General features: G+C 52.3%; 14 protein-coding genes. 2 read left to right on the top strand and 12 right to left on the bottom strand.

Annotated elements, in window-relative coordinates; all coding sequences use genetic code 11:
* Positions 1-4: 4 nt before the first annotated feature.
* The gene (locus ABLW18_RS03395; protein ID WP_347823462.1) at positions 5-1,891 is read left to right on the top strand and encodes an OmpA family protein; all 1,887 of its coding nucleotides are present in this window, start codon (positions 5-7) and stop codon (positions 1,889-1,891) included.
* The gene (locus tag ABLW18_RS03390) at positions 1,884-2,213 is read left to right on the top strand and encodes a hypothetical protein (protein WP_347823461.1); all 330 of its coding nucleotides are present in this window, start codon (positions 1,884-1,886) and stop codon (positions 2,211-2,213) included. Before ABLW18_RS03395 ends, ABLW18_RS03390 begins: the two co-directional genes overlap by 8 nt.
* A 9-nt stretch (positions 2,214-2,222) precedes the next feature.
* Here ABLW18_RS03390 and ABLW18_RS03385 read toward each other — a convergent pair whose 3' ends face one another.
* The 12 genes from ABLW18_RS03385 to ABLW18_RS03330 form a co-directional block, all read right to left on the bottom strand.
* Positions 2,223-2,690, bottom strand: a complete 468-nt coding sequence (locus tag ABLW18_RS03385) for a molybdenum cofactor biosynthesis protein MoaE (protein ID WP_347823460.1) — start codon at positions 2,688-2,690, stop codon at positions 2,223-2,225.
* 1 nt (position 2,691) lies between these two features.
* Positions 2,692-2,937: a molybdopterin converting factor subunit 1 gene (moaD, locus tag ABLW18_RS03380; RefSeq protein ID WP_347823814.1), complete on the bottom strand. Its 246-nt coding sequence runs from the start codon at positions 2,935-2,937 to the stop codon at positions 2,692-2,694.
* A gap of 11 nt (positions 2,938-2,948) precedes the next feature.
* Positions 2,949-3,605 carry a CDP-diacylglycerol--glycerol-3-phosphate 3-phosphatidyltransferase gene (gene pgsA / locus ABLW18_RS03375; RefSeq protein ID WP_347823459.1) on the bottom strand — a complete coding sequence of 219 codons (657 nt, stop codon included), beginning with the start codon at positions 3,603-3,605 and terminating at the stop codon, positions 2,949-2,951.
* Positions 3,606-3,732: 127 nt separating this feature from the next.
* Entirely contained in the window at positions 3,733-5,589 is a 1,857-nt protein-coding gene (uvrC, locus tag ABLW18_RS03370) for an excinuclease ABC subunit UvrC (protein WP_347823458.1), read from the bottom strand.
* Positions 5,590-5,881: 292 nt separating this feature from the next.
* Positions 5,882-6,658 carry an SDR family oxidoreductase gene (locus ABLW18_RS03365; RefSeq protein ID WP_347823457.1) on the bottom strand — a complete coding sequence of 259 codons (777 nt, stop codon included), beginning with the start codon at positions 6,656-6,658 and terminating at the stop codon, positions 5,882-5,884.
* Between the two features lie 11 nt (positions 6,659-6,669).
* Positions 6,670-7,629, bottom strand: a complete 960-nt coding sequence (locus ABLW18_RS03360) for a calcium/sodium antiporter (protein WP_347823456.1) — start codon at positions 7,627-7,629, stop codon at positions 6,670-6,672.
* 183 nt (positions 7,630-7,812) lie between these two features.
* Positions 7,813-8,598 (bottom strand): S49 family peptidase, encoded by a 786-nt coding sequence (locus ABLW18_RS03355; protein WP_347823813.1) that lies wholly within the window; start codon positions 8,596-8,598, stop codon positions 7,813-7,815.
* A gap of 50 nt (positions 8,599-8,648) precedes the next feature.
* Positions 8,649-9,410 (bottom strand): ABC transporter permease, encoded by a 762-nt coding sequence (locus tag ABLW18_RS03350; protein WP_347823455.1) that lies wholly within the window; start codon positions 9,408-9,410, stop codon positions 8,649-8,651.
* On the bottom strand, positions 9,407-10,336 hold the full coding sequence (locus ABLW18_RS03345) for an ABC transporter ATP-binding protein (RefSeq protein WP_347823454.1): 930 nt from the start codon (positions 10,334-10,336) through the stop codon (positions 9,407-9,409). Before ABLW18_RS03345 ends, ABLW18_RS03350 begins: the two co-directional genes overlap by 4 nt.
* Before the next feature lie 100 nt (positions 10,337-10,436).
* The gene (locus ABLW18_RS03340) at positions 10,437-11,402 is read right to left on the bottom strand and encodes an ABC transporter permease (RefSeq protein ID WP_347823453.1); all 966 of its coding nucleotides are present in this window, start codon (positions 11,400-11,402) and stop codon (positions 10,437-10,439) included.
* Positions 11,395-12,402 carry an ABC transporter permease gene (locus ABLW18_RS03335; RefSeq protein ID WP_347823452.1) on the bottom strand — a complete coding sequence of 336 codons (1,008 nt, stop codon included), beginning with the start codon at positions 12,400-12,402 and terminating at the stop codon, positions 11,395-11,397. The genes ABLW18_RS03340 and ABLW18_RS03335 overlap by 8 nt, the downstream gene beginning before the upstream one ends.
* Positions 12,403-12,475: 73 nt before the next feature.
* The gene (locus tag ABLW18_RS03330) at positions 12,476-14,185 is read right to left on the bottom strand and encodes a peptide ABC transporter substrate-binding protein (protein WP_347823451.1); all 1,710 of its coding nucleotides are present in this window, start codon (positions 14,183-14,185) and stop codon (positions 12,476-12,478) included.
* Between the last annotated feature and the right edge of the window lie 140 nt (positions 14,186-14,325).

Here is a 14,325-nt window from a genome sequence, read left to right as displayed (position 1 = left end):
TTTGATGCGCATTATTCCAGTTATTTTATCGGCAATTGCCTTCACCACTGCCGGCGTGGGGGCGTATTTTGCCGCGGGCCTAACTGTCTCATGGATTGAAGATACCTCTGCCACGGCCGTTGAAAACCGCTTGGCCCTGGAAGGCTTTGATTGGGCCAGCGTGCAAACCGATGGGTTGACGGTTGTTTTGGAAGGCGAGGCCGCCTCTGAGGCTCTGCGTTTTAAAGCCCTGGCCGCAGCGGGGCAGATTGTTGAGGCGGCACGGGTGATTGATAATTTTACCATCACAGACAGCCGCCCCCCCGTAGCACCCAAATTTTCTATCGAAGTATTGCGCAATGGCGAAAGTATTTCTCTCATCGGATTGGTTCCCGCCAGTGCCGATAATGCTAATTTCAAAGACCGCGTCGCACGCATCGCCGGAAATTCACCTGTGGCCGATTTCCTCGAGACCGCAGATTATCCAGTCCCAGATGCTTGGTCCTCGGTCATGTCCTATGGTCTTTTGGCTTTGGAGCGCTTGGAGCACTCAAAGATTTCAATTGGCGAGACTCAGGTTGAGATTGAAGCCATCGGCGAGTCCGAAGCGCAAAAATCCAAAATTTTGGGAGAGCTGACCCGCCGCACCCCTGCCAATATCACCTCACAAATTGACATCAGCGCGCCGCGTCCGGTCATCACCCCTTTCACATTGCGGTTTCGTATAACGGCCGATGGCGCCTCCTTTGACGCCTGCAGTGTCGATAGCCCGCAGGCGGCCGCGCAAATTCTTGCCGCGGCCAAGGCGGCGGGGCTGACCGGCGAGGCCACCTGCCGTGAGGGTCTCGGCGTTCCGTCTCCTCTGTGGAGCAAGGCGGCAACACAGTCCATTGCTGCCCTAGCCCAACTGGGCGGCGGCTCTGTGACCCTGAGCGATGCGGATGTCACACTCACCGCCCCCGCGGGAACTGACCCAACCTTATTCGATAAAATCACCAGCCGGCTGGATGGCGATTTGCCAGAAGTCTTTGCGCTCAACCCCATCCTGTTGATCGCTCCTGAAACCCCAGAGGACAATACGGCCATCCCAGAAATGTTCGCCACGCTTTCGCCAGAAGGCCAGGTGCAAATTCGCGGCCCCGTCATCAACCCCCGCGCGCAGCGGACTCTGCAGACCTTTGCCTATGCGATGTTTGGAAGTGACGATATTTACCTGTCTACCAAGCTACAAGAGAACCTGCCCGAAGGTTGGATGGTCCGCAGCCTTGCGAGCTTGGCCGGTCTAAGCCAACTCAACTCTGGCCTTGCCACTGTATCACCCAATACCATCAATATTACTGGGTTGACGGGCCGCCGCGCAGCAAAAACAGATGTTGCACAAATTTTAATTGACCGGCTCGGCGATGGTGCGGAATTTGAGTTAGATGTAACTTACCTAGAAGAGCTGGACCCGTTGGCCCGGATGTTGGACGGTCAGGAATGTATCGAAGAAATCACTGACCTGGCCAATAAAAATAAAATCCAATTCGAACCTGGCTCTGCCACGCTCGACGCCAACAGCCGCGACACTGTGCAAGCCATAGCTGAGGTGTTTGACCGCTGCCTCGAGGCTCCTATCAAGATCAGTGGCCATACGGATAGCCAAGGGCGTGAAGAAATGAATCTCAACCTCAGCAAGGCGCGCGCCGAAGCCGTGCTGACAGCCCTGCGCGGCGCTCGTGTTAAGCTCAAGTCCTTGACGGCGGAAGGCTATGGAGAAACCCAACCGATCGCCGATAACAGCACTGAAGAGGGCCGCGAAGCCAACCGGCGCATCGAGTTTCGCCTTCTGACACCAGCTACTCTCGAAGCACCAGAAACGCAGCCCCATGCACCCGATACGGCCACCGCTGAGGAGACCAGCAATGAATAGAACCGAGTTTATCGTCACAATCGCCGTGATCCTCTTTGTAGCATTTTGCTTGGGCTGGTTCGCAAATTGGTTGGTTCATCGTTTTAGCCGCGTCAGCCAATCTGATATTGGCGAATTGGATAAATTGGCCCAAGCGGTGCATGAGGCCGAGGAAATGCGCGACAAGGCCATTGCCTACATGGAACAGCGTGAAAACGACATGAACAACAAACTGTCACAAACCGAAGCAGAGCTTGGAGCAGCCATGGAAGGGCTGCGTGTTGCAAGGACGGAAACTGAAGAACTGCGCAGTCACATCGAACGGCAAAATTCGGGCGGATAGGCTCCGCGGTCAGCTCTCTTTTGCGGCGCTCTTAAGGCTCCATTCCGCAAGGGCCGCTTCATCTTGATCTTTGGCCGCCACCCAAGTGGCCGAATCTTGGGAGACTTCCTTTTTCCAAAACGGCGCACGGGATTTTAGATAATCCATGAGATAGTCGGCACCGGCAAAAGCATCTTTGCGATGGCGTGCAGCGGTGACCACCATCATGATCTCCTCACCGGGCTGCAACCGCCCATAGCGGTGGATAACCAAAACTTTTTCCAATCCGAACTTAACTGTTGCTTGGTTGGCGAATTTTTCAAGTGCAGCCAGTGTCATACCAGGGTAGTGCTCAATGAACATATAATCGAGACTGCCTGTGTCGTCACGCACCACACCGGTAAAGCTGACCACCGCCCCAGACTGGGTCAAGGCAGATTGAAACGCGGCCACCTCCGCCGCAACATCAAAGGCCGCCTCTTGCACCCGTGCCGACATCTCAACCACCTGTCATAGGCGGAAAGAATGCAACTTCGCGGCAATCTGCAAGCGGGGCCGTAAGATCACTGAGCTCTTGATCCACCGCAACACAAATCGCCGATAAATCAGCAAAGGCCGCGGAGTAGCCCTCATCCCGCGCCACCAGCTCAGCGATCAGATCAGCGACCGTTGCCGCTGAAGTCTGATAGGACTCTTGGCTCAGACCAACGCGTTCGCGCACCCAAGCAAAATAGAGAATATCCACCGTCATGACGCTCAATCTCGCAAATGCGGCAGGGCTTTGCGGAAATAATCCACCCCGGTGATGATCGTAAGCGCAGCCGCAATCCAAAGCAGGGCCAGACCGCTGTACCAAGTGGCATACATACCTTGGTAGATCAGCCGCAAATAAGACGGATCTTCGACTGTTCCATCCAAACCGGACAAGACAATATCGCGATCCATACCAGCTGTACCCATAACCAGATAATGCTCAAAAATCCCCACGGCAAAAAGCAAGGCAATCGCCACCATCTGCACCGTGGTTTTCCATTTCGCGAGTTTTGTCACCTGCAAGGTACCGGCGACATCACCCAAAAATTCACGCAAACCAGAGACAAAAACTTCCCGAAACACGATCAGTGCAGCGGGCAGAAGGAACAAAGAATCCAAGCCAAAGACGCTGGCCAATACCACCAAAGCGATAACAACCATGGCTTTATCAGCAATCGGATCCAACATGGTGCCCATCTTGCTTTCTTGTTTCCAAGCCCGCGCAAGATAGCCATCGACCCAATCGGTCAGCGCCGCACCAACAAATAAGATCAGCGCAGCCCAATCGGCATAGGGCCGCGTGAAATACAAAAACAACACGGCGACCATGGGCGCTGCGATCAACCGGATCACCGTCAATATATTTGGCAAACTCCACATATCTGGAAACCTAACCGGGTTCGAATCCGCGTGCCAGTGGTATCGAAAGGATTTTGCGTATTCCATCATAGTTTTTTCCCGCTGGGCGCTTTCCAAGACGTTGTAATCTCGAATTTTGCGCCCAAACCTAGGATTGAAAATGATTAAAGATCTGCTCTGCCATCGCATCAGACACGCCATCTACAGCTTTGAGATCCACTAAATTGGCCCGCATGACGGCCTTTGCCGAGCCAAAATGCGCCAGCAGCGCTTTTTTACGCTTGGGACCAATGCCATCGATATCATCCAAGGGATTTTTCAAATTGGCCTTCGCGCGTTTGGCCCGATGCGTGCCGATCGCAAAACGATGGGCTTCATCGCGCAAACGTTGCACAAAATACAGCACCGGATCATTGTGCCGCAGTGCCATCACAGGTTTGCCGGTGCGATAGAATTCTTCTTTGCCCGCATCGCGATCTACGCCCTTTGCCACGCCGATCATGGCGATATCTTCTAGACCCCAGTCGCGCATAATCTCGCGCACAGCGCTCACCTGCCCGGCTCCACCGTCGATCAGCAGCACATCCGGCCAAGCCTCAGAATTGCGCTCGGGATCTTCTTTCAAAAGCCGTTTGAAGCGGCGGCCAAGAACTTCCTTCATCATGCCAAAATCATCACCAGGCGTGAGGTCATCGCCCTTGATGTTGAATTTTCGGTACTGTGACTTGAGCAGACCCTCCGCACCTGCCACAATCATCGCTCCAACCGCGTGGGCACCTTGAATGTGACTGTTGTCATAAACCTCAATGCGGCGTGGCACATCGGGCAGCTCAAACGCCTCAGCCAATCCTTTGAGCAATTTCATCTGCGAGGCTTTCTCAGACATACGTCGGGTCAAGCTCTCACGGGCGTTGCGTTGCGCTCCTGCCACCAGATCCAGTTTTTCTCCCCGCTGCGGCACAGAAATCTGGACCCTGCGGCCCAGTTTTCCGCCCAGCGCCTCTGCCATCAAATCAGGGTCTTCAATTGCGTCTGACAGCAAGATCATGCGTGGCGGCTCACGATCAGAATAAAACTGACCGACAAAAGCCTGCATCACCTCAGTGACCGAGACATCGCCCCGCACTATTGGATAGTAATCGCGATTGCCCCAGTTTTGATTGCCACGGATGAAGAAAACTTGAACGCAGGCCTGCCCACCCTCCATATGCACAGCAATAATATCCGCCTCTGGCACGCTTTGCGGATTGATCCCTTGCGCTGTTTGCACTTGGGTCATCGCTTTGATCCGGTCGCGCAGGGCGGCGGCCCGTTCAAATTCCATCGTCTCCGAGGCCCTCTGCATCTCTTGGGCAAGCTCTGCTTGAATACGCGTAGATTTCCCACCCAAAAAACGCTCTGCATCTCTGACCAAAACCGCATAGTCCTCCGCGGTCACATAGCCGACGCAGGGCGCGCAACAGCGTTTGATTTGATATTGCAAACAGGGACGTGTGCGGGTGTCAAACTGACTGTCTGAACAATCGCGCAGTAAAAAGAAACGTTGCAGCTGGTTCAACGTCCGGTTGACCGCCCCAGCGCTCGCGAAAGGGCCGTAAAATGTGCCTTTTTCCGTCTTCGCACCACGATGTTTTTTGATTTGTGGGAACACATGTTCCCGGCTGACCAAAATATTTGGAAAAGATTTATCGTCGCGCAAAAGCACATTGTACTTCGGCTTGAGCTGTTTGATCAGATTTTGTTCCAACAAGAGCGCTTCTGTTTCGGTCTTGGTGGTCAAAAACATCATACTAGTGGTTTCGCTGATCATGCGGCTGATGCGGACCGAATGTCCCTGGGGTCTGGCATAACTCGAAACGCGATTTTTCAGGTTTTTGGCCTTACCGACATAAAGCACGCGGCTCTCCCGATCGAGCATGCGATAGACCCCCGGCGAGCCATCTAGGCGGGTCAGATAGTCGGCAATCAGATCGTGGCCTGTCAAAGGCGGTGTTTTATCTGTCATTACAGCCTTAGATCTATGCGATTCGCGAAGCAGCTGCATCGAAATAACGCTGACTGCAAGAAATAACCCATCCACATTTTCTGTGGATAAGTCTGAGGGTAAATTAGAAATTTATGTGTGAAACCCATGTTTCAATGGTGAATCCTCAAAATGCGCAATTTCCATGCAGATTGCTAAAGCTCTGTAATAAAGTAAAAAAATAAGTGCGGTCGACAAGTTTTTGAATTTAATTAGTTTTTTTGATTTTCGGTCATTTAACCAATCAAAAGTGTACAACTTTACGCGAAATAGCTCAATCAAGGCCCAAAACATCGGGCGTTTGCCAGGCCAAATGCTGCCCACCATCTACGCAGAGCAGTTGCCCAGAAACCGCTGGCGCATTTAAAAAATACCCTAAAGCCGCGGTGATATCACTCGGATTGGAGCCGCGCTCCAATACGGTGGCCGCGCGTTGCCGCGTAAAATGGTCAGCCGACTGCCGCACCCCTTGCATTGTAGGGCCAGGTCCAATTGCATTGACACGCACATGGGGTGCCAGCCCCCTTGCGGCGGTTTGAGTTAAGGCCCAAAGACCCATTTTTGCCACTGTATAGCTGGCAAAATCTGGCGTCAGTTTGCGCACTCTTTGATCGAGCATATTAATGACCAAACCCGCAGCCATCGGCTCGCCTGCCGCATCTTCCTGCGCCTGTGGCACTTGCTTGGCAAATTCCTGCGTCAGCACAAAGGGCGCGCGCAGATTGCTCTCAATATGCCGGTCCCAACTGGACCGGCTCGCTGTCTCCAGCGTGTCATGTTCAAAGATTGAGGCATTGTTGACCAAGACGGTCAACGGACCGCCGAGTGCCTCGGCTGCGCGCGCAACCAAGGGCTGTGAACCGGTATCACTCAATAAGTCTGCCTGTAGCGCAACAGATTTACGTCCCAAGGCTGTGATCTCCGCACAGGTCTGCAAGGCCGCTTCGTCAGATTTGGCGTAATGCACCGCAACGTCGTAGCCTTGCTCCGCCAAATACAAGGCCATTTCACGGCCCAATCGAATGGCTCCACCTGTTACCAATGCACGCATGTGATCCCTCCTCAGAGCAGTACCACAAAAAGATATGCCATATAAAGCAGGGTCAAGCCCGCGCCCCAAATCCGAGTGAAATTTAATTTGAAAAACACCATGGGAACCAAAAGAAGCGCGGCAGCAAGCATGATCCAAAGGTCAAACCGTAAAAAGGCCGCATCGACCGGGATGGGACCAACAAAGGCTGCGATCCCAATGATGGCCAACAAGTTAAACATATTTGACCCGATGACATTCCCCAAAGTCACATCACCTTGCCGCCGAAGCGCCGCAATTGTCGAGGTCGCCAATTCGGGCAAAGAGGTGCCAACGGCAATCAATGTCAAACCGATGGCTGTCTCCGGCACACCGTAATCTTTGGCGATAATTTCCGCATTGACCACCAAAATTCGCGCCCCAATGGGAAGCCCCACAAGGCCGAACACCAAATACAGCACAATCTTCCATCCCGGCATCGTGGGATCCACGCCTTCAAGCCCATCCTCATCAACGGCCAACAGAGCGGCAGTTTTCACCGTTTGTCTGTCTCGTTGTGCGCTACGCCCCTGGTCCCATAAAATGCCCAGTAAAACCGCCAATAAAATGCTCCCGTGCCACCATGTAAATGGCCCCAAAAACGCAAGTCCGATGAACAAAACCGTGGCCAAAATCATAAGCGAAAATGATTTCTTAGGGAAAAAATCGGCCGTGTGCAGTCCAAAAATCAGAGCCGGTAGGCCCAAGACCAGCAAAATATTTGCAGTATTCGAGCCGATCACATTGCCCATCGCCAAGCCAGATGCACCATCGGCCATGGCGGACAAAACGATCAATAGCTCCGGCGCTGATGTGCCAAAAGCCACCACCGTCAAACTCACCAGTAACGCAGAAATACCGAGCCGCAACGCCAAATTGACAGCACCGCGCACCAAAAAATCGCCAGCCAACAAGAGGGTGACCAGACCCAAAGCCACAAAAATCCAAGCCAATTTTTATCCTTTGCGATGACCAATATGGCCGCAAGAACAGGGGCCTTTTCCGATACTATAGCGCCCACATTTGACACATTTCGCATTCTTCAAACGCGTTTGGCCGGGAAACCGCAAACGCCCAAACATCGCCAAAACGGCGATCCCGATCAGAAAGAAGGTGACAATTTTTACCAACATGCCCTACATCCCAAAACGGGCAAAGGCGGCGCGTTCCTCAATGCTATGGGTGATGTCTCCCAAAAGAGAAATGCCAAATCTTGACAGTATGTGCTTCTTTTGGTCCAAAACCCGAAAGCGGGTTTTTTCGCCAAATTTTTCCTTCATGGTCGGAACCAAATGGCCAATGGCATCGGCCAGACCATCATCGATTGCCTTTTGTCCAACCCATATCTCACCGGTGAACAGATCACGCTCCGCCAATTTTGCGCCGCGCCGATCTTTTATGTGATCCTTGAAGGTCTGATGGATCCCATCAAGTAAGGATTTCAACCGGGTGACGTCCACTTTCTTCTGCGGTTGAAACGGGTCGAGCATAGATTTCGAGCTGCCCGCCGTATGGACGCGGCGTTCAACTCCATGTCTTTCGATAAATTGGTTCAAACCAAATCCAGAGGAAATCACACCGATGGATCCGACAACCGAGGAGGCATCGATATAGATTTCATCCGCACTGGACGCCAGCCAATAGCCACCAGAAGCTGCCACATCTTCAACAAAAGCATAGACCGGCGTTTCAAACTCTTCGGCCAGTCGCCGAATGCGCGCGCCGATCAGCGATGATTGCACCGGGCTGCCTCCCGGCGAATTGATCACCAAGGCCACGGCGGCAGGTTTCTTGGCGAAGGCTTTTTGTAACACTGGAGCCAGACTGGCATCGTTGAGACCGCGGCCCGTGGAGATCATACCGTTCAAACGCACAACACAAACCGTATTGACGTCACGGCGAAAGGGATTTTTCAGTTTCATATGTGCTAAATAAGACACCACGCGCCCTGGAACAAGGCAGGCGACAAAATTTAGCTGCGAATGCGCCATCCTGTTTTGAAAATCCACCAAATGAAGCCCATACACGCGAGCGTAAACAGGCCAATTGCGCCAAGGCTGATGCCAATTGCCACATCCGCTGTTCCAAAAAACGCCCATCGAAACCCTGAGATGAGATAGACCACGGGGTTAAAGAGTGTGACGGTTTGCCAAAATTCCGGGAGCATCGAAATCGAATAAAAGGATCCGCCTAAAAATACCAAAGGTGTCACCACCAGCATGGGCACGAGGTTGAGTTGTTCAAAGTTTCCCGCCCAAATCCCGATGATAAAGCCCAAGAGCGAGAACGACAGGCAAGTCAGGAGCAAAAAGCTCATCATCGCGATCGGATGCTGAATATCCAAATCGACAAATAGGTAGGCTGTGCCAAGAATGACCAACCCGATAAACAGGCTCTTGGTCGCCGCGGCGCCTACATAACCGATGACAATCTCAAGGAAATTCACCGGCGCTGACAGCAGTTCATAAATAGTCCCAATGAATTTTGGAAAATAAATCCCGAAACTGGCATTGGAGATAGACTGTGTCATGACCGAGAGCATGATCAAGCCCGGCACAATAAAAGCGCCATAGGCCACACCATCCACCGCCTCCATTCGGCTGCCAATGGCGGTGCCGAAGACGATGAAATAGAGACTGGTCGACAGAACGGGAGAGATGAAGGATTGTTTAAGCGTGCGGAAAAAACGCGCCATCTCAAATGTGTAAATTGCCGCAATTGCTTGAAAATTCATACTCCATCCTCCTGGAGCAAATCGACGAAAATATCTTCCAGGCTCGATTGCTGGGTTTGTACATCACGCATTTGCAGACCGGCGGCCTGCAAATCATTGAGCAGCCCAGTTATGCCGGTGCGCTCGGCATTGATATCGTAGGTATAGGTGAGGCCTGCACCATCGGGTGCCAGCTCGAGCCCATAGGGGGCCAGCTTGGTCGGGATCTCTGGCACAGGCTCCAGCAATTCGATGCGAATTTGTTTTTTGCCCATACGCGCCATCAATGCGGCTTTGTCTTCAACCAAAAGAATTTCACCGCCGTTGATCACTGCGATACGGTCAGCAATCGCCTCTGCCTCTTCGATGTAATGGGTGGTCAAAATGATGGTGACGCCCTGTCCCTTCAGCTTGGCCACCGTGTTCCACATATCTTTTCGCAGCTCCACATCCACGCCCGCTGTTGGCTCATCCAAGAATAAAACCTTTGGCTCATGCGCCAAGGCCTTTGCGATCAGGACCCGGCGCTTCATCCCGCCAGACAGCGCCATCACTTTGGACTCCTTCTTGTCGAACAAAGAAAGAGTTTTGAGAATTTCATCAAGATATGCTTCATTTTTCGCCTTGCCAAACAAACCTCTCGAAAAGCGGACCGAGTTGATCACCGTCTCAAACGGCTCAAGTGCGATTTCCTGCGGCACCAAGCCAATCATCGCGCGCACCTTGCGGTAGTCGCAGGCAATATCCATTCCAGCGACCGTGATTGCGCCCGATGTCAGGCTAGAAATGCCGCAAATCGTGGAAATTAGGGTTGTCTTTCCCGCACCATTCGGTCCCAATAATGCAATGATTTCCCCCTCCTGGATATCCAGGCTCGCACCCTTCAAGGCTTCAAACCCACCATCATATGTTTTGCGAACATTTTGAACGGAGACGATGACAGACATATTTGATCCCTTATGACTTCCGCAGGTCTACACCCCATTTACCCAATGACACTGAATGACAACCCCTCACCGTGCCACGCAGGCAGTCGCCTTCTCTGTTCTAGCGGCTGCGACTGCGCGGATCCAGTGCATCCCTGAGACCGTCTCCAAGATAGTTCACACTAAGAACCGTCAAAGAAATTAAAGTCCCCGGCCAGATAACGCGCTCTGGATAGAGAGTCATCCGGTCTACCGCGTCATTGAGCAATTTACCCCAGGTCGGGAAATCTGGAGGGAAACCAAACCCTAGAAACGACAGGGCACTCTCAGTAATGATGGCCGTGGCGATTCCCAAAGTGGCTGACACTAAAATCGGTGACATGACATTGGGCAGGATGTGATTCAAAATCAGATTGCGCGGCGTGGTGCCAATTGACCGGGCCGCAAGAATGAACTCCCGCTCTTTAAGCGCCAAAACATCCCCTCGCACAATGCGCGCCGTTTGCATCCAACTGGTCAACCCAATCAGCCCCACGATGAGTAAAAACGTGCCCATCTCAGGCCCAAGCGACAGGGCCAAGCTTTCGCGAAACAATACGGAGGCCACCAAGATCAAAGGCAAAATAGGCAAGGCCAAAAACAGATCTGTCAGGCGCATAAGAGGGCCGTCACAGAGCCGGAAAAAACCTGCGATCAGCCCGACAAAGGTGCCCAGAACAATCGATAGGATCATCGCGGTCAAACCAACAGAGATTGACACCCGCCCCCCGGACAGAAACCGCGCCAAATTATCCCGACCCAAATTATCTGTGCCCAGCACATAGTGCCAATTCACCTTCGCGCTCGGATCCCAAAGCGCGACATAGATCGGCCGCGTGTCCCGTAAGGTGATAAAATCCCGTCCAGACGGCAGGTATTGGGCGTCATGTGGATAGGCGAAAGGCCCCAAAAATACACCCAAAATGATGAACCCAAAGACCACAGCTCCGGCCATCGCACCTTTGTGAGCGCGAAACTGCCGCCAAACCTCCATCCAACGATTGGAAGGCGGGCGGTTGATATCGAGGGGATCGGATAGCTCAGTCATAGCGGATCCTTGGGTCTAAAAGGCCATAAAGCATATCGGCAATCAAATTGAACAGCACGATTAAAATTGCGAAAATGAAGGTCAAGGTTTGCACCATCGGCAAATCATTGGCCTGAATGGCGGTGATGAGCAATTGACCAATGCCATTCACCTTGAAGACTTGCTCAGTAATGATCGCGCCGCCAAAAATTGACGGCACCCCAAGGGCGATCACCGTCACCACTGGGATCATGGAATTGCGCAGAACATGAACCAACACCACGCTGGCTTCGCTCAACCCCTTGGCGCGGGCGGTGCGCACATAGTCGTGGCTAAGGTTGTCGAGCATCGAAGCGCGCATGAAGCGGCTGATTTGGCTGGTGATCTGCAAAGCAAGAACCATGACGGGCAGGAACATCTGCCAAATCTGCACTTTAAAACTGGCCCAATCATCGACCACATGCATCGTATCGTAGATCGACGGGAACCAACCCAGCTGCACCGAGAAAATCACAATCACCAAAACCCCAGAAAAAAATGGAGGCACGGAAAACCCGATCATCGTGATGAATGTCCCGGCTTGGTCGAAGATGGAATATTGCCGGTACGCAGATATTATTCCAATCGGCAACGCGATAAGAATACCCACCACATAGGCCACACCCACAACCCAAAGCGTTTGCGGCAAGCGCTGGATCACAATGTCAATCACCGGCGAGCGAGTTTGCCAAGAGATAACTCTGAGCTTTCCTTCTGCCAAGCCCGTGCCAAAAAGTGCATCAATGCCATTCAGCGGCTCTATCCAAAAAAACTGAATGATCCATTTAAAATATTGAATATGGATCGGCTGGCCGAGGCCAAGCGCTTCGCGCATCTGTTGCTTGACCTCTGGCGGAACGGTCAAAGGCACCTGTGCCATAGGATCGCCTGGGGCCAATTGCAGCAATAAAAATATCACAAGAGAAATGAACAAAAGCGTCGGAACCGCGAGGACAAGACGACGGATGGTAAATGTTAGCATCGGCGATTTAGCTCATTTTCTTAAAAACAGTTTGCAAATGGGCGCCCCACCCCAAGGCAGGGCGCTGCAAAATTTATTTCAAACGATGCCAATCGGCAGCATTCCAAAGTTCGCTGTCCCAAACATTCAAGACAACACCACCCAGAGTATTGGCATGGGCAGACAATCTGCCCCGATGAACAAGTGGGATCATCGCGCCTTCGGAGACGGCCATATCGTTCAACTGGCGGGCAATGGATGCGCGCTCACCGGCATCGGCTGTTGTGGCCAATTGCTCATGCAAAGCGTCATATTCCGCTGAACAGAAGCGCGAGATATTCTCACCCTGCCATTGTGAAGCAGGCGACGGCGCTTTGTCACACAGAAGGTTAGCGAGATAGGACTGTGGATCTGTGCCGTTGAAAGTATTGGCGTACATTTCCAAATCTGCATAGAATTTTTGGAATGTATCAGGTGATCCAGGATCGCCACCAAAGAAAACAGAGGCACTGATGTTGCGCAATTCTGTATCAATACCAATCTCACTCCACCACTGTTTGATCAGAGCTTGGAAGTCCTGACGAACCGCGTTTGTCGAGGTTTGATAGGTCATGCGCAGCGGCACGCCGTCTTTTTCACGCACCCCGTCACCATCGGTGTCCACAATACCAGCCGCATCAAGCATCGCATTAGCACCAGCGATATCTTGGGTCGAGCAATCGAATGTGTTTGAGTTCACCGCCGCTGGCGCAGGCACCCAGTTACAAGTCACTTTGCCCGCCTTGCCATAGCCTATTTCCACCAAAAGCTCCCGATCAATCGCCAAGGACATGGCTTTGTATACCGCAGGATCTTGAAGGTAAGGATGCGGACGAATCACCGCACGCTCATCCGGGCCCAGCGCTGGATCTGGGTTGGTGTGGTTGAGCATGATGCGTTCAACCAAAGGACCAAAGCCCGCTACAGGCGTACCTTTGCCAGCAGCTTCCATTTGAGCAATTACGTCCGGTGCCAACTGAAGGTTCCAAGCGTAGTCATATTCACCAGTTTCCATCACCGAGCGCCCGGCAGCAGCAGCATCACCGCCACCTTTGAAGGTTACTTTGGCAAAGGCAGGCTTGCCCGCCTCACGGTAGTTGTCATTCGCCGACAGAACAATCACGTCATTCGGACGGAATTCATCGACTACATATGCACCTGTGCCGACGGGGTTAAAGTTTTCTTCGGTGCATTCCGATGCCTTTGCCCCCACACAATTGGCAAATTGCGCCGCTTGTAAAATCGGGCTTTCACCACCCACAAAGGGTCCATACGGGAAGGGTGTTTGCTGTTCAAAATTCACCACAACGGTCTGAGCATCCGGGGTTTCCACAGAGCTTACACCATTGAATTTTGTCACCTGCGCACAGCCACCTTCGGGATCGGTGCAATATTCATAGGTGAACTTCACATCTGCAGAGGTGAAGGGCGTGCCATCAGACCACGTGATACCAGGCGTAATGTTCCAGGTTATGGAGGTTAGATCTGCGCTAACGCCACCATTGGCCACGGTCGGAACATTGTCCACGAGCCAAGGCACCAATTCACCTTTTTCATTATAGCGCGCCAATGGCTCAATAACCAAAGATGCTGCTTCCACATCCTTTGTGCCACCAGACAAAAATGGATTTAGAATCGACGGCGCTTGCCAATAAATGATCTTGACTTCGCCGTCTCTTCCGCGGGCTTCATGGCCATCGGCCACCGCCATTGTGCTCATCCCGACCAGCGCTGCTGATCCGAACATGAGTGCAATATGTTTCATGTTTCTCTCCCTGATTAATATTCTTGATGGAAATTTATTTCAAAAAGTATTTTCAATTTTGATCAAATTTCTTTTCGAATTTGTTCAGAAAAATGAAAAATACCGTCCGCATTCCCGTCATGAACTCATCAACAACCGGC

It is taken from the genome of uncultured Planktomarina sp. (assembly GCA_943788425.1).
In the GTDB taxonomy this organism is placed as follows: domain Bacteria; phylum Pseudomonadota; class Alphaproteobacteria; order Rhodobacterales; family Rhodobacteraceae; genus Planktomarina.
Note: the sequence above shows the minus strand (reverse complement) of the source record. Positions and strands in the feature narration are given on the sequence as shown.